16 protein-coding genes are annotated in these 17,046 nt (G+C 48.6%); all 16 read right to left on the minus strand.

All coding sequences use genetic code 11. The annotated features are described in order from the left end of the window. Positions 1-318: 318 nt before the first annotated feature. Positions 319-1,194 (minus strand): alanyl-tRNA editing protein, encoded by an 876-nt coding sequence (locus R3289_RS09105; protein WP_318925203.1) that lies wholly within the window; start codon positions 1,192-1,194, stop codon positions 319-321. A 169-nt stretch (positions 1,195-1,363) separates the two neighbouring features. Then, positions 1,364-2,848, minus strand: a complete 1,485-nt coding sequence (gene der / locus R3289_RS09110; protein ID WP_318925204.1) for a ribosome biogenesis GTPase Der — start codon at positions 2,846-2,848, stop codon at positions 1,364-1,366. A gap of 171 nt (positions 2,849-3,019) precedes the next feature. After that, complete coding sequence (gene bamB, locus R3289_RS09115) at positions 3,020-4,177, minus strand: outer membrane protein assembly factor BamB (protein WP_318925205.1); 1,158 nt, start codon at positions 4,175-4,177, stop codon at positions 3,020-3,022. 12 nt (positions 4,178-4,189) lie between these two features. Beyond that, positions 4,190-4,801, minus strand: coding sequence for a YfgM family protein (locus R3289_RS09120; protein WP_318925206.1), 612 nt, complete (start codon positions 4,799-4,801; stop codon positions 4,190-4,192). 13 nt (positions 4,802-4,814) lie between these two features. Continuing rightward, a complete protein-coding gene (hisS, locus tag R3289_RS09125) occupies positions 4,815-6,083 on the minus strand; it encodes a histidine--tRNA ligase (RefSeq protein ID WP_318925207.1) in 1,269 nt (422 codons plus the stop codon). Positions 6,084-6,186: 103 nt separating this feature from the next. Continuing rightward, complete coding sequence (gene ispG, locus R3289_RS09130) at positions 6,187-7,302, minus strand: flavodoxin-dependent (E)-4-hydroxy-3-methylbut-2-enyl-diphosphate synthase (protein WP_318925208.1); 1,116 nt, start codon at positions 7,300-7,302, stop codon at positions 6,187-6,189. Between the two features lie 12 nt (positions 7,303-7,314). Further along, positions 7,315-8,292 carry a cytoskeleton protein RodZ gene (gene rodZ, locus R3289_RS09135; protein WP_318925209.1) on the minus strand — a complete coding sequence of 326 codons (978 nt, stop codon included), beginning with the start codon at positions 8,290-8,292 and terminating at the stop codon, positions 7,315-7,317. After that, on the minus strand, positions 8,282-9,037 hold the full coding sequence (gene pilW, locus R3289_RS09140; protein ID WP_318925210.1) for a type IV pilus biogenesis/stability protein PilW: 756 nt from the start codon (positions 9,035-9,037) through the stop codon (positions 8,282-8,284). The genes rodZ and pilW overlap by 11 nt, the downstream gene beginning before the upstream one ends. Positions 9,038-9,099: 62 nt before the next feature. Further along, on the minus strand, positions 9,100-10,221 hold the full coding sequence (locus tag R3289_RS09145) for a bifunctional tRNA (adenosine(37)-C2)-methyltransferase TrmG/ribosomal RNA large subunit methyltransferase RlmN (RefSeq protein ID WP_318925211.1): 1,122 nt from the start codon (positions 10,219-10,221) through the stop codon (positions 9,100-9,102). A 274-nt stretch (positions 10,222-10,495) separates the two neighbouring features. Further along, on the minus strand, positions 10,496-10,924 hold the full coding sequence (gene ndk / locus R3289_RS09150) for a nucleoside-diphosphate kinase (protein ID WP_318925212.1): 429 nt from the start codon (positions 10,922-10,924) through the stop codon (positions 10,496-10,498). Between the two features lie 73 nt (positions 10,925-10,997). After that, positions 10,998-12,278: an aminopeptidase PepB gene (gene pepB / locus R3289_RS09155; protein WP_318925213.1), complete on the minus strand. Its 1,281-nt coding sequence runs from the start codon at positions 12,276-12,278 to the stop codon at positions 10,998-11,000. A gap of 13 nt (positions 12,279-12,291) precedes the next feature. Beyond that, positions 12,292-13,581 carry an aminopeptidase PepB gene (gene pepB / locus R3289_RS09160; RefSeq protein ID WP_318925214.1) on the minus strand — a complete coding sequence of 430 codons (1,290 nt, stop codon included), beginning with the start codon at positions 13,579-13,581 and terminating at the stop codon, positions 12,292-12,294. A gap of 400 nt (positions 13,582-13,981) precedes the next feature. Beyond that, positions 13,982-14,176: a Fe-S cluster assembly protein IscX gene (gene iscX, locus R3289_RS09165; RefSeq protein ID WP_318925258.1), complete on the minus strand. Its 195-nt coding sequence runs from the start codon at positions 14,174-14,176 to the stop codon at positions 13,982-13,984. A gap of 79 nt (positions 14,177-14,255) precedes the next feature. Beyond that, positions 14,256-14,594: an ISC system 2Fe-2S type ferredoxin gene (gene fdx, locus R3289_RS09170; RefSeq protein ID WP_318925215.1), complete on the minus strand. Its 339-nt coding sequence runs from the start codon at positions 14,592-14,594 to the stop codon at positions 14,256-14,258. Between the two features lie 2 nt (positions 14,595-14,596). After that, positions 14,597-16,450 carry a Fe-S protein assembly chaperone HscA gene (gene hscA, locus R3289_RS09175; protein ID WP_318925216.1) on the minus strand — a complete coding sequence of 618 codons (1,854 nt, stop codon included), beginning with the start codon at positions 16,448-16,450 and terminating at the stop codon, positions 14,597-14,599. Positions 16,451-16,488: 38 nt separating this feature from the next. Beyond that, positions 16,489-17,004, minus strand: coding sequence for a co-chaperone HscB (gene hscB / locus R3289_RS09180; protein ID WP_318925217.1), 516 nt, complete (start codon positions 17,002-17,004; stop codon positions 16,489-16,491). Between the last annotated feature and the right edge of the window lie 42 nt (positions 17,005-17,046).

Below are 17,046 nucleotides of genomic sequence, written 5' to 3' on the forward strand. Positions count from 1 at the left end.
AGCATAAGTTACATGTGCTGTATATGGATTTTAAGCGATATATTACACTACTGAATGGCATTTTAATCAATGGATCCAGCAGTAGCCAAATATCATGATGTTTAAAGGCAACCTCTCATAACCCCAGTAATAATAGGCTTCCTGCCTGAACTCCCAGGATCAATGAAATCATTGGCAGCATGGCAATAGTGGCCGTTTAACGCTGTTCCAGCGACTCGAGGATGGCCCCGGATCCCAGCCTTTGATCAAAAAAATCGCCGGAAGGCGATCTTTCTTTCTAGTATAACGTGCTGTGTCATACCAACCGGTATGATGAATTTATGCTTTTGTATGGGTGATCATGACAAGCTCCTGCTCACTGGTCAGTTGAAGCTCAACAAATAGCGCACGGTACTCGGCAAGAGACTGTATATGGGTGCCACCACATGGGATCTCGATAACCTCCCCCTCTTTCAAATCACATTGCCAGAAACGGGAATCGGTTAGCGCCGGCCCCTCGCGGCGCATAATCACGGCCGCACCATTCTGACGCCAGGCCTCTAGCTGCTGGTTTATTCGCTCGCTGATATTGTTCAGGTTTTCCAGCATATCGGCCGTATTCAAACCTCGTTTACGTAACGTTTTACCCAAGCGGTAGGTATCGGTACTGCAATCTTCACTAACGATGCTTTGCTGCTGAGCATAACCATGGAAGTCATAATGCCCGAGTTCATCTTTGCGCGATGCATCTTTACGCCAATAATCACTATGCAGTACTTTATTTAACGCCAGAGATGAGAGATGACCCGCACTGTGGCCACGGCTTAATGCTTGCTGATGGGGTTTATCAACACTCAATACCACACGCTCACCCGCCTGGCACTGAACATTCTCTGCAAGATGATGAACGACGACAAATGCCCAGCCAGCTTCATCGCGCTTTACCGGGATATCACTGCCGACATAAAGCATATTGGTTGCTAAATCGACAGCACCGGTAAAACAGCCTGCAACCGAAAAACTGACCTCGCCAACAGCAATCGTCCCCTTATCTGCAGGGTGATCGGGCCATATATGGCTCACCGGATGAAAAGGTGTCTGGTTGGTCACAATCCAGGTTCCTCCTTGCCTTGCTGAAACACATAATTGAACCTCCGCTTCTGATTGCCACTGCGGAACGCTAAACAACACATGAGTAGGGGTAACAACAGACATCTTCTTTCCTTCACATTAAGTCATGAACGACTATTTTAATACCAGCCAGGATCATACCAAACTGATCCACGGCAAATCAGAATACAAACCAAAATATTTGCCTCACCACAGCTAAAAAAATACCCAGCATACAGGCTGGGTATTTTTCTATGACTCTTAGCTGGCAATATTACTTGCGACGATCTTTAATCGCACCAGTAAGTCGCTTACGTTTACGCTCTTGAGAAACGGTTAACTTCTGCTTAGAGGTTTCAAACGGGTTGTCACTGCTCTGGAACTGAATACGGATCGGTGTACCCATCATCTCCAGTGAGCGACGGTAGTAGTTCATCAGGTAACGCTTGTATGAACCCGGCAACTCATTCACCTGATTACCGTGAATAACGATAATTGGCGGATTATAGCCACCTGCGTGGGCATACTTAAGTTTCACACGGCGACCGCGAACCAATGGCGGCTGGTGATCATCCTGTGCCATCTGCATGATACGTGTCAGCAATGAAGTACTGATCCGCTTCGTTGCCGATTGGTATGCTTCCTGTACGGATTCGTACAAGTGACCCACACCCGTACCGTGCAGCGCAGAAATAAAGTGAATACGGGCAAAATCGACAAAACCCAAACGACGGTCAAGTTCAGACTTAACACGCTCTTTTACTTCATTATCAAGGCCGTCCCACTTATTTACCGCAAGCACCAGAGAGCGCCCTGCATTAAGAACAAAGCCCAGTAAGCTTAGATCCTGATCGGAGATGTTTTCACGTGCATCAATGACCAGCAGTACCACGTTGGCATCTTCTACGGCTTTGAGCGTCTGAATAACAGAAAACTTCTCAACAGCCTGATTCATATTTTTACGACGACGGACACCCGCTGTATCAATCAGGACATATTCCTGACCATCACGTTCCATCGGGATATAGATAGAATCACGAGTTGTACCGGGCATGTCATACACAACAACACGCTCTTCGCCCAGAATACGGTTCGTAAGTGTCGACTTACCGACATTTGGACGACCAATAATCGCCAGCTTGATCGGCTGTTCCTGCAGGCGTTTGTATGCCGCTTCTGCATCTTCTTCAGTCAGGTTCGCATTTTCAATGTCTTCAACCGAAGTCAGATCAACCAGACCTTCTTCAGCTTCATCTGCCTGCATTTTTTCAGCAAACGGTGCCAGTGCACGTTCCATCAGAGCCGTTACACCACGGTTCTGAGCCGCTGCGATTTGATACATCGCATCAACACCTAGCTTCCAGAAATCAGCACAAGCGCTGTCAGCATCAATGCCATCGATCTTGTTCACAACAAGGAACGTCGGCTTTTCACGACTGCGAAGGTGTTTGGCGATAGCTTCATCCGATACCGTTAAGCCCGCACGACCATCAACCAAAAATAACACCACGTCAGCTTCTTCAATCGCCATTAGCGATTGCTCAGCCATTTTGGTTTCTACACCTTCTTCCGTACCGTCAATACCGCCGGTGTCGATAACAATAAATTCATGCTCTTCGAGCTCAGCTTTACCGTATTTACGATCCCTTGTTAGGCCAGGAAAGTCCGCTACCAGCGCATCCCTTGTGCGGGTAAGACGGTTGAATAACGTCGATTTACCCACATTCGGGCGCCCGACAAGGGCAACAACAGGAATCATAACTACCTCTTACTTATAATATTTTTACTGATACTAAGTCCATTCATTGTTGTCTTCGGCAGAATCACTATTCGGCCATCAACCGACAATAATTTAGGGAACGGATATAACAATAACGGCCCCTGACTGTATAAACAGCAGGAGCCGAGATTCAATCTTAACACGTAAAGACTATGGCGTTTGCATTTTATTTATGCTGCCGTCACGCGTCACGACCAGGTAACCATCACTCAGTTTCACAGGCGGAATGGCAATACCGCTACCATCCGTTTTCTGCTGAGCAACAAACTCACCGCTGTAAGGGTCTAACCAGTGCAGATAACCTTCGCTGTCACCCAGCACGACATAGCCAGAAATCGAAGTCGGCGCACTCAGTAAACGGTATTCCAGTTCTTTGTTCTGCCAAAGTTCGGTACCACTACGAATATCAACCGCAACAATATGATCTTTATCTGTCACTAAGTATAACTGGTTACCATCAATCACAAAATCTTTTGCCGACGAGTAACTACGCTTCCAGGCAATCTTGCCCGTTCTTAGCTCAATCGACACCAGCGCACCGTTATAGCCCACCGCATACAGACGTTCGCCCGCAATCACGGGAGTGGCATCGACGTCAATCAGACGATCGATTTCAGTCGCGCCTTTCGGTGAACCAATCGGTTGCTGCCATAGCAACTGACCGGTATTGATAAGGGCACCAGCCAGACGGCCGTTCGCTTGTCCCCAGAAAATACCGCCAGAGATAGCAACCGGAGAACTGTCACCACGTAATGTCAGGGTTGGAACTTCATTACTGAGCTGCCATTTCTGTTCACCAGTATCAGCATCCAGGGCCTGAAGTACGCCACGGCTGGTATTGACAACAACCATCCCCTCGTCAACAAGAGGTGCGGCAAGCACTTCGCCTTCGACGTTGGTACGCCAGATTTCTTCGCCAGTCTCTTCATCTAAGGCAATAACCTCAGCGTTTTCGGTGCCAATGAACAATTTGCCATAGGACAACACAATACCACCCGACAGTTTTGCGGTGACATCGGTTTCGAGATCCTGTTGCCAAAGCACCTTACCGGTTTCCGGGTCGAGTGCTTTTACGATACCGTTTCGGTCGGCGGCAAAAATTTTGCCATAGCCTTCAGCCGGAGACAGATTAGAAAAGTAACCTGAGACTCCGTCACCGACGGTTTGGCTCCAGATTTTAGTCGGCGAGAAAGCACTCTCGACAACCGGTAATGGCGCCATTTGAATCGAATCTTCCTCGCTGGCACAACCGACGAGAACACCAAGAGTCAGCGCAACGGATAATGCTTGCTTGAACACCTTTTGCATATTTACCCGCCTTTACTGCGCTAGATCATCAAGCTTCATTTGCAATGCTGGCGAGGCGCCTAACTGCTGTGCACTCACGTAAGCTTCACGGGCAGCAATGGCATCACCTTTTTGCAGAAAAATATCACCTCGCAGCTCAGAGACTTTCGCCTGCCAGCTTGCAATCGTGACTTTGTCGAGTTCAGCCAACGCCTCATCGAATTTCTGCTGTTCGGCTAAAATACGTGCTAAACGAGTTGTTGCTAAAGGTAAGATTGCTTCATCCTTGGTCTGGCCAACAACCCAAGTAAGTTGCTCTGCCGCACCATCCAGATCGCCTTGCTTCACTTGCGCTTTAGCCAGCTGAAGTGCAGCAAGTACTGAGTACTGGCTACTCTCATTGGCCGCAATAAATGCTTTTACTTCAGCAATCGCATTTTCACTGCCACTGTCTAACGAATTCATGGCTTGCGTATAGGTTTCAGAAGCCTGCTCTTTCGCTGACTGAATCTCACCTTGATAGTAACGCCAGCCGTACAGACCACCCAAACCAATCACAGCACCCAGAACAACGGCTTTGCCGTTCTCTTTCCACCACGACTTAATCGCTTCAACCTGCTGTTCTTCGGTCTCGTAGACTTCCACTTGCTGTCCTCTCTTAAATCAATTCTGTGAGCTGCACTGCGACGTCATCCTGAGCCATGGTTTTTTGCTCACCACCACGCAGATCTTTTACTACCACAGTGTTATCGGCGATTTCGTTTTCACCAAGCACTAAGGCAATGGCCGCACCAACGTTATCAGCGCGTTTAAACTGTTTCTTGAAGTTACCACCACCGAAGTGGCTCATTACCCGCAGGCCCGGTACTTCTTCGCGTAGCTTCTCAGCCAGCTTCATACCTGCCATCATGGTGCCTTCACCAGCGGTAACAATGTATACATCTACTGCACGACGTACATCGGTCAGCTGAAGGGTTTCCATCAGCAGAACCAGACGTTCCAGCCCCATTGCAAAACCAACGGCTGGGGTTGATTTTCCACCGAGCTGCTCAACCAGACCATCATAACGGCCACCCGCACAGACGGTGCCCTGGGCACCCAGGCTGTCGGTGATCCACTCAAAAACAGTACGGTTATAATAATCCAAACCACGCACAAGACGTTCATTTACTTGATATTCGATACCAGCAGCGTCTAATAGTTCACAGAAACCGGCAAAATGTTCTTTAGATTCGTCATCTAAGTACTCAGAAAGCTTAGGTGCATCGACCAGAATTTCCTGTACCGCTGGGTTTTTAGTATCCAGAACACGCAGTGGGTTGGTATGCATGCGGCGCTTACAGTCGTCATCAAGCACATCAAGATGCAGCTCAAGAAAAGCGACCAATGCATCACGGTAGTTTGCACGCGCTTCCAGTGAACCGATAGAGTTCAGCTCAAGGCGAACATGCTGGTCAATACCCAGCTCGCGCCACAGACGTGCCGTCATCATGATAAGTTCAGCATCAATGTCAGGCCCGTTCAGACCAAAAACTTCAACCCCAACCTGGTGGAATTGACGGTAGCGTCCTTTTTGCGGACGCTCGTGGCGGAACATCGGACCGATGTACCACAGACGTTGCTCTTGGTTATAAAGCAGACCATTTTCGATGCCCGCTCGGACACACCCGGCAGTCCCTTCAGGACGCAGAGTCAGGCTGTCACCGTTGCGATCATCAAAGGTGTACATTTCTTTTTCAACGACATCCGTCACTTCACCGATTGCACGCTTAAACAGATGAGTAGATTCCACGATAGGCATACGAATTTCGCTGCAGCCATATGCGCTAACGACTTGCTTAATAGTCCCTTCTACTTTTTGCCAAAGAGGAGATTGCGTTGGTAGGCAGTCGTTCATGCCTCGAATTGCTTGAATTTGTTTCGCCACGTTTGTTCTCGTTAACCAATGGGGAATTAAGTCGAATATATAGGTTCTAGCAGAAATAGTGAACCACGCCCTGAGATTCAAGGCGTGATTTAAGGTTATTTCGCTATTTTTCCGTTATATCAATGCGATTATTGACATCCAGCATTGCTGCTTTTGCTCGGATTTTGGTTTCCAGCTGGTCGATAACGTTACCATTGTCAAAGCGCTCTTTCTGGCGGATACCGTCTTCATAGAAAGCACTCTTGCGATTACCACCCGCAATACCAAGGTGTGAAATCTCAGCTTCGCCCGGGCCATTCACCACGCAGCCGATCACCGACACGTCCATAGGCACCGTAATGTCTTCGAGTCGCTGTTCCAGCTCGTTAACAGTGCCGATAACATCAAACTCCTGGCGCGAACACGTCGGGCAGGCGATGAAGTTAATTCCACGAGAGCGGATACGCAGAGATTTCAGGATATCAAAACCAACTTTGACCTCTTCCACGGGATCAGCAGCCAGTGAAACACGTAAGGTATCACCAATGCCTTCAGCTAAAAGCATACCTAAACCAACCGCAGATTTGACTGCCCCGGCACGTGCCCCTCCCGCTTCGGTGATCCCCAGGTGCAATGGTTGCTTTATCTGGGCTGCCAGCCTACGGTACGATTCTACGGCCAGGAAGACGTCTGAGGCTTTCACGCTGACTTTGAACTGGTCAAAATTGAGGCGGTCAAGAATGTCAACATGGCGCATGGCTGATTCAACCAGCGCATCCGGTGTTGGCTCACCGTATTTCTGCTGGATATCTTTTTCCAGTGAACCGCCGTTGATCCCGATACGGATCGGAATATTCCTATCCCGGGCACAATCAACCACGGCACGAATACGGTCTTCATTACCGATATTGCCCGGGTTAATGCGCAGGCAGTCAACACCGTACTCAGCGACTTTCAGCGCAATACGGTAATCGAAATGAATATCGGCCACTAAGGGGATATTCACCTGTTGTTTGATTAGCTTGAATGCTTCGGCAGCATCCATCGTCGGCACAGAAACACGAACAATATCTGCCCCGACTTTTTCCAACGCCAGGATCTGTGCCACGGTTGCTTCGACATCAGTGGTTCGCGTATTGGTCATTGACTGTACGGCAATAGGCGCACCATCACCAATAGGCACATCACCGACATAGATGCGGGTTGATTGACGACGTATGATTGGAGATTCGTTATGCATTAGATTTACTCTTTACAGCGGCAGCTTGAGCTTTGCTACTTTCCCTGCAGGGTACTCACTCAGATCGACCGGTTCGCCTTTGTAGTTGATTTTTACAACACCCGGTGCTCCAAGCACGACTTTAAAGGGTGCTGTTCCATTTAGATTCAAAACATCGCCCGATTGTTTTATCCCGGTATCCAGACGCTTGCCATCTGCATCGCGTATATCAACCCAGCAGTCTCCGGCAAAGGTGATGTTCAAATCCGCGATAATCTTCGCCACATTGGCTGTGGTGATCTCTGCAATTAATTCGGCCGAATCAGGCTCAGTACTAAAACTGTCGGCGTCCGCTGTATCTTCAACCAAAACAGGGGGCTCAGTTTCATTAGTCGCAGGAAGCAAATCGGTAATTGTATCTACCAGCTCTGTGGATTCGTTGTCGATGCCAGCAACATCACCTTCTGCCACAGAGTTGACATCAGGTGCTGATATGTCATTGCCCGTTGCATCAGATAAATTTGAATTGCCGGGTGATTGACTCAGAGGCTGAGATTGCTCTGCGGCCACCGCCGAAATCTCATCGGTTGGCTCCATTTGTAAGCTCTGCCACCACCATATTGCCGTTAAACCAACAAAAATGGCCGCCAAAGCCCAGGTCAGGCTCATAATGCGACTATCATGCGCTTCACGCTTGGTACGGCGCGAAAAGCTCTGCATTTCCTGTTCTTTCGGCTGGGCGTGACCAAGCTTATCGAGCTGTTCCAACATAACCTTGGCGTCTAAGCCAACAAATTTGGCATAAGAACTCACATAACCACGGGTAAATGTGGCCAATTGTGATTTGGCAAAATTGTTGTCTTCAATGTCATTGATAACTGAAACTCGCAAACGCAGGCGGCTGGCAATATCCTTTTGTGAATAGCCGAGCTGCTCACGTGCCTTACGTAGCGTATCTCCGGGACGAATGACTTCTTCTGTTGCTCGTTCTTCGTTCTGTTCAGTATTCATTGGCTAGATATTTCTGATATTGCTGAGAGTCCGGGAATTGCTGCTTGAGCAAATCGGCGTATTTATCTGCCTGAGTTAGTCGTCCAGCCTGATTTTCTAACTGAATGAGTAACCACAAGCAATCCGCCTTGTACCCATATCTCTTATTAAATTTAAGCAGCATAGCGCGCGCGTCTTTGTAATTCTGAAATTCAATTTTCATCTGCGCCAGCTGCAACATTGACTTCGGCCGGTATGGGTCATGAGACAGTGCTTTCTCAAAATACCGTAGAGCCAGCTGTTTATTGCCGTTATCCAGGCTGCATAGCGCTGCATTCTCATAACTGGCTGATGTCAAATAGTAATCCGGTTGCTCTATCGCCTTTAAAAAGGCGGCAGTGGCTTCGTCGTAACGCTGCTCACTACACAAGAATACACCATAGTTATTCAAAGTATCGCCACTTTTAGGGGAATCTTGTAAGGCTTGCTTATACATTGCCTCTGCAGCATCCGGTTCATCGACTCGTTGATAGTAATACGCCATGGCATTTTGCGCCCGATAATGCTTAGGCCCGTATATTAAGGCCTGCTCAAGGTTTTCGCGAGCACGCTGCCATTGACCCGTTTCTAAATATCGAAGACCAAGAGCGATCCTGGCCTCTGATGCATCGATACTATTAAACTCTTTTTTATTGCTTGTTTCTTTAACGGTGACGCAACCAACCAATAAACTACACAATAAAGGGTACACCGTCCATCGTACCATATTTTTCCCAACCCAACGTCCATGCCTAATCTATGCTTATGTTTTTAGGCTGATTTTAACTTTTAGACTGCTTTTACCGGAATTTGTTCAGCATTGTTCAGTTTTGCTTGTGTCCGTTTTGTGCGGTCAATCACATCACCGACCAATTGACCACAGGCTGCATCAATATCGTCACCCCGTGTCTTACGTACTGTGACGGTAAAATCGTATTCCATAAGGGTTTTCATGAAACGATCAATCCGGGAATTGCTCGGCTTGCGATAAGGAGACCCCGGATAAGGGTTAAATGGGATCAAGTTAATCTTCGCTGGTGTATCTTTCAGCAGTACTGCCAGCTGACGCGCATGCTCCATGTCGTCATTAACATGATCTAACAAAACATATTCGACGGTAACACGTCCGCGGTTCGCATTTGACTGTGAAACATAGTTACGAACCGACTCTAAAAATGTCGCGATATTGAACCGGTCATTGATTGGCATGATTTCAGAACGCAGCTCGTCGGTGGGTGCATGCAGCGAAATCGCCAGTGCAACATCGATGGTTCCTGTCATCTGGTCAAGGCCAGAAACAACACCCGATGTGGATACGGTGACACGGCGCTTAGACAGACCAAAACCAATATCATCCAGCATAATTTCCAGTGCCGGGATCAGGTTTTTCATGTTAAGCAATGGTTCGCCCATCCCCATCATAACGACGTTAGTGATCGGGCGGCGACCCGTCTCTTTTTCGATACCAATTTCTTTTGCGGCACGCCATACCTGGCCAATGATCTCAGACACACGTAAATTACGGTTAAAGCCTTGCTGTGCTGTTGAACAAAAAGTACAAGCCAGGGCGCAACCAACCTGAGAGGAGACACATAGCGTCGCACGGTCACCGTCAGGGATATATACCGTTTCGACATCTTGGTCGCCAACGCGCATCGCCCATTTAATGGTGCCATCAGTAGAGTGCTGCGCTTCAGAAACATACGGGGCGCGAATTTCAGCAACCTGCTTCAGCTTCTCGCGTAATTTCTTGTTGATGTTCGTCATTTGATCGAAATCATCACAACCGAATTGGTAGATCCACTTCATGATCTGATCGGCACGAAAGGCTTTTTCACCCAGCTCGTCAGCAAAGTATTTACGCAGCCCTTTGCGATCGAAATCCAGCAGATTGGTTTTGACTGTTGTCATCGGTTGTTGCCTCATTGTAAAACGACTGATTCTATGCCTTGGCAACCCACTGGCTGCATGTCACAGGACAATTCAAGGCGCGAAATTGTACAGCCTTTGCCCTTTAGTTTCCACTGTATCCCAAAACTACCTTAAGATGCAGGATATCGCCTCTATGGTTATTTTAGCAATGGATCATAACCCCGCAGGGAAACAGACCTGAAACGGTCAGACATAACAACGGGAAGCCGAAGCTTCCCGTTCGTAATTTGCTTTATATGGTATTCAAGCGCAATTAGTCGCGCGGACAGATTTCATCATCAGCAAAGAAATAGGCAATCTCTCGTTTAGCCGATTCAGGGCTATCTGAACCGTGCACTGAGTTATAGCGCATGCTTAACGCGAAATCTGCACGGATTGTCCCGCACGCGGCTTCTTCCGGATTGGTTTTTCCCATCAGTTCACGATAGCGATAAATCGCACCTTCACCTTCCAGCACCTGTACCATTACCGGGCCTGACGTCATGAACTCAACAAGTTCGTTAAAAAACGGCTTGCCTTCATGTTCTGCGTAAAAGCCTTGCGCTTTTTCCGCATCTAAGCGAACCATTTTCGCCGCAACAATATTCAATCCCGCATTTTCAAAACGCTGGTAGATTGCACCAATTAAGTTTCGCTTTACCGCATCGGGCTTTACGATCGAAAAAGTTCTTTCTATTGTCATTATTCTTCCTTTAAGTCTGTTCGGTATTGCCACAGTATGTCACAGCAAGCTTACCCAGCCTGCTCCGCCACGGTTATGACAACAACAATGCGGCGATATTGGCTACGCCCAATCCTGTAGCGCCTGCTGCCCAACGGCTATCTGCGCTGTCTCTAAAACAAGAGGCTAAATCAAAATGCACCCAACGGCTGGTTTCGCTGTCAACAAAACGGGACAGGAACGCCGCGGCATTTGATGCACCGCCCATACCGCCACCTTTCTGCGAGCGGCTGTTGGCTGTATCAGCATAGAACGACGGGCAATTTGCCTGGTGCCATTTCTCTAATGGCAGTGACCATGCCGGTTCATTCACCAAGTCTGATAACTGCTGGGCCTTCAGCAATAGCTGCTTATCAAAACCAAAAATGGCATTGTAATCTGTTCCCAGAGCCATCATTGCTGCACCCGTTAAGGTCGCCGCATCAATGATTAATGGGGTATTGGTTTCACTGGCTGCAATCAGTCCGTCGGCAAGTACCAGCCGCCCCTCGGCATCAGTATTAACCACTTCTACGGTCAAGCCGTTTTTATACGTTAACACATCACCTAGCTTGTAAGCGTTACCGGCGACCATGTTTTCTGCGCAACACAAGATCAACTTCACACGCTGATTCAAACCTTGCTCAATGGCATAACCGAGCGCTGCCGTTACTGTTGCCGCCCCTCCCATGTCACACTTCATGGTCACCATACCGGCACTTGACTTCAGACTGTAGCCGCCAGAATCAAAAGTGATGCCTTTCCCTACCAGACAAGCAGCAACCGGAGCATCGGCATCACCTGTCGGGTTATAGTCCAGCTTCACCATCACGGGTGGACGGCTGCTCGCACGACCCACACTGTGAGTACCGATCCAGCCATGATCAAGTAACTGATCACCCGTTAACATTGTGTGGCTAATTTTGCCTCCCGCAATAGCAGACAAGAAAGCAACAGCGTCATTGGCCAGCTTTTCCGGATACATATCTTCCGGTGTCGCGTTGACCACCTGACGCACCCAGTCAGCACTGCGGCGGCGAGCATTCAATAGCTCCAGTTCATCATCATCGATTGATGCCCACTTGAGCTCAACCGATGTCATGGTTGCCGCAAAACCACAGTAGAACGCCCACTGACGCTCATAGCTCCACCCTTCCCCCTCAAGGCTCGCTTTTTCGGCACCTTGTGATTGCAATTGGCGTGCAGCCTGTTGAATACGGCGCAACGGGAAGTCACCACTGTAATGAATCTCTGCGCCATCGTCTTTGTAACTCAGCAGTGCCTTTTCTCCCCAGACACCAGCGCTGGCTTCAGCTGATAATGTGATCCGTAACATGACAGCTCCCGTATTACGCTTCTGAAGACAGAATATTGGCTAGTGTACGCACACCCATCCCGGTTGCGCCCGCACCCCATTTGTCGCTGGCGCTCTTACGGTATGCTCCGCTGCAGTCGATGTGCATCCAACCCTTTTTATAGTCTTCAACGAAGTAAGATAAGAAAGCGGCCGCTGTACTGGCACCCGGCATAAAGTCACCGCTAGAAATATTGGCCAGATCAGCAAAGTTAGACGGCATCATGCTACGGTGGTGATCCGCTAGCGGTAGCGGCCATAGGCCTTCTTGCTCTTCACTTGCCGCCAGCAAGGCTTGCTGTGCCAGCTCATGATCAAAACTGAATAAGGCATGGTAATCATTACCCAGTGCATTTTTCGCTGCGCCAGTCAGGGTGGCACAGTCGATGATCACTTCCGGATTTTGCGAACTAGCGTAGATAAGACCGTCAGCCAAGACCAGGCGACCTTCAGCATCGGTATTGAGTATTTCAACAGTCTTACCATTTTTGTAAGTAATAATATCGCCCAGTTTAGCCGCACGACCTGAGATCATGTTCTCTGCACAGCACAGGATCAACTTAATACGCTTATTCGTACCACGCGAAATAGCCAGAGCCAGACCACCGGTTGCGGTTGCCGCGCCGCCCATATCGGCTTTCATTGCTATCATGCCAGCAGAGGGCTTCAAGCTGTAACCACCTGAATCAAAAGTGATACCTTTGCCTACCAGGCAAGTATGTACCGGAGCATCAGCATCACCTGTTGGATTGTAGTCAAGACGTAACATTGCGGCCGAACGCTCTGAACCACGGCCTACGGTATGCGTCCCCATCCAGCCTTCGTCCAGCAGATCGTTACCCTTAATAATTTTATACGTCACATGCTCAGGGGCCAGTGACTTGATAAACTCACCCGCGCGAGAAGCTAACTGAGATGGACGAACCACATCTGCTGACTGGTTAATCACTTCACGTACCCAGTGAGTGGCTGTAATACGCGCTTTCAGTTCCGCTTCATCTTCATCAGCTAACGCTTTCCAGGAAACTTGATTACCCGGCTTGGCATTATGGTGGCCTTGAACAAAGGCCCAAATTGCATCCAAATCCCACTCATCACCAACCAGTGATATGTGCTTGATCCCTTGCGCATCTAACTTACGACCAGCACGCTGTAGCGCACTATGCTGATATTCGTCCGTCAGGTGAATAGTAACGCCATCGGCAACAAAAGAGATAAGGGCATTTTTACCCCATTGCTCGGCTGCTGCTTCATGAGATAAGAATACAGACATACAGGCAGACATGAAAAACTCCTTGGGTTCTGATGCCAAACTGATCCGTTTGATGATCTCAGTTTGGTATGAATTTAGGTTTCAGCGTAGGTAATTCCAATCGGGATAAGACAGACATGGGATAGCGATTCCCCACCAAATCATTTTCCCCTTCAATCGCGAACTGAGAACACGTTCGCTCGACATCGCCGACCCGGTAACATCTAAGGAACATATGAGGAACATTCGTTGCTTCGCTGTTACTCGTCCTTCAACAAGTTATGGGGGTAACGGTTTGGAATTACAAGATAATAGCTGGCTGAAATACAACAAAGCGGACCATTAGGTCCGCTTTTATCTCTATTTCGTTCACTTTGCCCTTTTGCTCATCTATAAACAAGTTGTTTACATCAAGACTAAGAGCAAGATCATACTAGTCAGCTTCTTCCATCCAGCACAACTGCACAGCTTCTAATACACGCTCACCACTGTGGTTTGGATCATCATCGAAATCATCTAAATCGATGATCCATTGACGAAGATCGGTAAAGAGAACCGTTTGCGGGTCGATGTCAGGAAAACGTTCAGACAGTTCAATCGCTATTTCTCTAGAATCCGTCCATTTCAAGCCCATGATACTGCCTTCTTATTTAATATAACCGTCTTACGAGAAGTCTAGCCTGTCTGTTTGGAAATGCTTACTCAGACTAGTGTTTTTCTGACGCCAGATTAATCGTGTAACGTGGAATTTCAACCACCAGATCATTGTCTGCCACTTTAGCCTGACAACCCAGCCGAGACTCAGGCTCCAGACCCCATGCTTTATCGAGCATGTCATCTTCAAGCTCATCACTTTCTTCGAGAGAATCAAAACCTTCCCGAATAACAACGTGGCAGGTCGTGCACGCACAAGATTTCTCACAGGCGTGCTCAATACCGATACCGTTACGTAGCGCGACATCAAGTACCGTTTCACCGGTTTGGGCGTCTAAAACTGCACCCTCAGGGCAAAGTTCTTCGTGGGGTAATACAACAATTTTAGGCATGCCTAAACCTCATCAATCGATTGACCAGCCAGTGCCTGACGAATGGATTGATCCATTCGACGTGACGCAAATTCCTGGCTTGCTTTATCTGTTTTCTTTATACCTGCTTCAATTGCATGGGCATCAGTACCCTGACGCAATTGCACAAGCTCCATCATTACGGTTTCCAGATCTTCACGCTCTTGTTTCGATAGCAAGGTCTCACCATCGATAGCCAGCGCGGCGATCAGCCCCTCAAGGACGCGATCTGCTTCCACTTGCTGCTCGGCAAGTGTACGTGCATCTTTATCTTCCTGGGCATGAGTCATCGACTCACGGAGCATTGTTGCAATTTCATCATCGGTTAAGCCATAAGACGGTTTCACCTGGATCGATGACTGCACACCACTGCTCTTTTCCATCGCCGTTACCGACAACAGGCCATCCGCATCCACCTGGTAGGTGACACGGATATGCGCAGCACCTGCTGCCATTGCGGGAATCCCCTGCAAGGCGAATCGAGCCAATGAACGGCAATCACTCACCATTTCACGCTCACCTTGCACCACGTGAACAGACATCGCTGTCTGACCGTCTTTGAAAGTAGTGAACTCTTGTGCGCGAGCGACAGGAATCGTGGTGTTACGAGGAATAATTTTCTCGATCATTCCGCCCATGGTTTCAATGCCCAGAGACAACGGGATCACATCAAGTAATAACATGTCTGAATCTGGCTTGTTACCCGCTAAGATATCAGCCTGAATGGCAGCCCCAATCGCAACGACTTTATCCGGATCAATCGATGTCAGTGGTTCTTTTCCAAAGTAGCTTCCGACCATCTCACGTACCAACGGGACACGAGTCGAGCCTCCCACCATAACAGCTTCGATCACACCGTCGATCTCAATGCCGGAATCTTTAATGGCACGTCGGCATGACATCAGGGTTTTCTTCACTAACGGCTGGATCAGCGCATTAAACTGCTCCCGGCTCACGGAGCCCTGCCAGCCAAGCACATCGATCGGCGCTTCTTCGGCATCTGTCAGAGCCAGTTTTGCATCCGTGGCGGCATCTTGCAAAATACGTAGCTGCTGCGCGGTTAAATCATTGGAAAAACCCGCTTGTTGTTTGATCCAATCCGCGAGTAAGTGATCAAAGTCATCGCCTCCCAGTGCTGAATCACCGCCGGTCGCCAAGACCTCAAAGACCCCTTTAGACAGGCGCAGAATAGAAATATCGAACGTGCCGCCGCCTAAGTCATAAACCGCAATCACCCCTTCCTGACCTGAATCTAAGCCATAGGCAATCGCTGCCGCTGTCGGCTCGTTCAAAAGACGAAGTACATTCAAATTTGCCAGCTTAGCTGCATCTTTTGTGCCGGCACGCTGGGCGTCATCAAAATATGCAGGAACCGTGATCACCACGCCTTCCAGATCACCGCCTAAGGTCGCTTTCGCGCGCTCGCTCAGTGACTTCAGGATCTCGGCGGAGACTTGGATCGGGTTGACGTTTCCGCCTCGAGTCACAAGCTGCGGCAAACCATTCTCTGATGCTTCAAACTGATACGGAAGATGAGGATAACGCAGCTGGATATCCGCCATCGAGCGGCCGATCATGCGTTTTACTGAAAAGATAGTATTGACCGGATCTTGCTGAGCAAGCTCTCGTGCATCATGACCAACAAGCAGGGCTTCTTCACCGTAGTGAACAACTGAAGGCAGAATAGAACGGCCATGCTCATCGTTTAACGTTTCTGGAACGCCGCTGCGCACGGCAGCAACGAGAGAGTTTGTGGTACCCAAATCAATACCCACCGCCAATCGATGTTGATGCGGTGCAGCACTCTGACCGGGTTCAGCAATCTGTAACAGTGCCATTATCGTTCCTGTAGAGTTAGTGCGCGAGTGAGAATAGATTAATCGAGTAACGTCTCTTCAAGACGTTCAATTTCATAACGCAGCTTATCAATAAATTTCAGCTTACGCACGGCATCTGCCGCCAGTTGCCAATCTTCCTGATTTAGCCATTCTTCAAGCTCTGCAAGCCGAGATTGATACAGTGCTGAAATTTGCTTGTCAAAATCACATAGCGCATATTCAGGATCACTGGCAGACGGAATATCTTCGAGTGCTTCTCGCAGTTCCATCTGCTGCATTAAGAACTCAGGATCATGTAACGTCTTTTGCTCGCCACGAATATCGATGTCTTTCTCCGACAGCATATACTCTGCGCGTAATATCGGATTCTTTAGCGTTTGAAATGCATCGTTAATTTGCGCCGCTTTCTGAACCGACATCAGGCGATCGCGTTCTGACGCTGTGGCGAAATTGTCAGGATGGAAACGACGTTGCAGTTCCCGGAACTGAGTTGCAAGAAGGCTACCATCCAGTTCAAATTGGAAAGGTAGCCTAAATAATTTGAAATGATTCATATTGCATCTGGTATCTGTAGGTTCTAACCCTGGCCGCCACTT

The sequence above is a fragment of the Photobacterium sp. genome, from assembly GCF_033720175.1.
Taxonomy (GTDB): domain Bacteria; phylum Pseudomonadota; class Gammaproteobacteria; order Enterobacterales; family Vibrionaceae; genus Photobacterium.

Coding starts and splice junctions, on each gene's coding strand:
- R3289_RS09105 (WP_318925203.1), bottom strand. CDS start 1,194: ATGTCTGTTGTTACCCCTACTCATGTGTTGTTTAGCGTTCCGCAGTGG.
- der (WP_318925204.1), bottom strand. CDS start 2,848: ATGATTCCTGTTGTTGCCCTTGTCGGGCGCCCGAATGTGGGTAAATCG.
- bamB (WP_318925205.1), bottom strand. CDS start 4,177: ATGCAAAAGGTGTTCAAGCAAGCATTATCCGTTGCGCTGACTCTTGGT.
- ispG (WP_318925208.1), bottom strand. CDS start 7,302: ATGCATAACGAATCTCCAATCATACGTCGTCAATCAACCCGCATCTAT.
- rodZ (WP_318925209.1), bottom strand. CDS start 8,292: ATGAATACTGAACAGAACGAAGAACGAGCAACAGAAGAAGTCATTCGT.
- pilW (WP_318925210.1), bottom strand. CDS start 9,037: ATGGTACGATGGACGGTGTACCCTTTATTGTGTAGTTTATTGGTTGGT.
- R3289_RS09145 (WP_318925211.1), bottom strand. CDS start 10,221: ATGACAACAGTCAAAACCAATCTGCTGGATTTCGATCGCAAAGGGCTG.
- ndk (WP_318925212.1), bottom strand. CDS start 10,924: ATGACAATAGAAAGAACTTTTTCGATCGTAAAGCCCGATGCGGTAAAG.
- pepB (WP_318925213.1), bottom strand. CDS start 12,278: ATGTTACGGATCACATTATCAGCTGAAGCCAGCGCTGGTGTCTGGGGA.
- pepB (WP_318925214.1), bottom strand. CDS start 13,581: ATGTCTGCCTGTATGTCTGTATTCTTATCTCATGAAGCAGCAGCCGAG.
- fdx (WP_318925215.1), bottom strand. CDS start 14,594: ATGCCTAAAATTGTTGTATTACCCCACGAAGAACTTTGCCCTGAGGGT.
- hscA (WP_318925216.1), bottom strand. CDS start 16,450: ATGGCACTGTTACAGATTGCTGAACCCGGTCAGAGTGCTGCACCGCAT.
- hscB (WP_318925217.1), bottom strand. CDS start 17,004: ATGAATCATTTCAAATTATTTAGGCTACCTTTCCAATTTGAACTGGAT.